This is a genomic window from uncultured Vibrio sp. (assembly GCF_947488985.1).
GTDB lineage: Bacteria > Pseudomonadota > Gammaproteobacteria > Enterobacterales > Vibrionaceae > Vibrio.
Window position 1 is genome coordinate 1 of sequence record NZ_CANLBV010000422.1, and the last position, 213, is coordinate 213.

The following is a 213-nucleotide window of genomic DNA, read 5'->3' on the forward strand; positions in this document are numbered from 1 at the left end:
TTCGTATAAGGAGGTGATCCAGCCCCAGGTTCCCCTAGGGCTACCTTGTTACGACTTCACCCCAGTCATGAACCACACCGTGGTGATCGTCCTCCACTCTTCCCGAAGAAAGAGCGGTTAAACTAACCACTTCTGGTGCAGCCCACTCCCATGGTGTGACGGGCGGTGTGTACAAGGCCCGGGAACGTATTCACCGTAGCATTCTGATCTACG

Annotated in this window: 1 rRNA gene; it reads right to left on the bottom strand. The window is 54.9% G+C overall.

Annotation, left to right across the window (positions count from 1 at the left end):
- Nucleotides 1-6: 6 nt before the first annotated feature.
- A 16S ribosomal RNA gene (locus tag Q1A70_RS20835) occupies nucleotides 7-213 on the bottom strand; the annotation flags it as partial.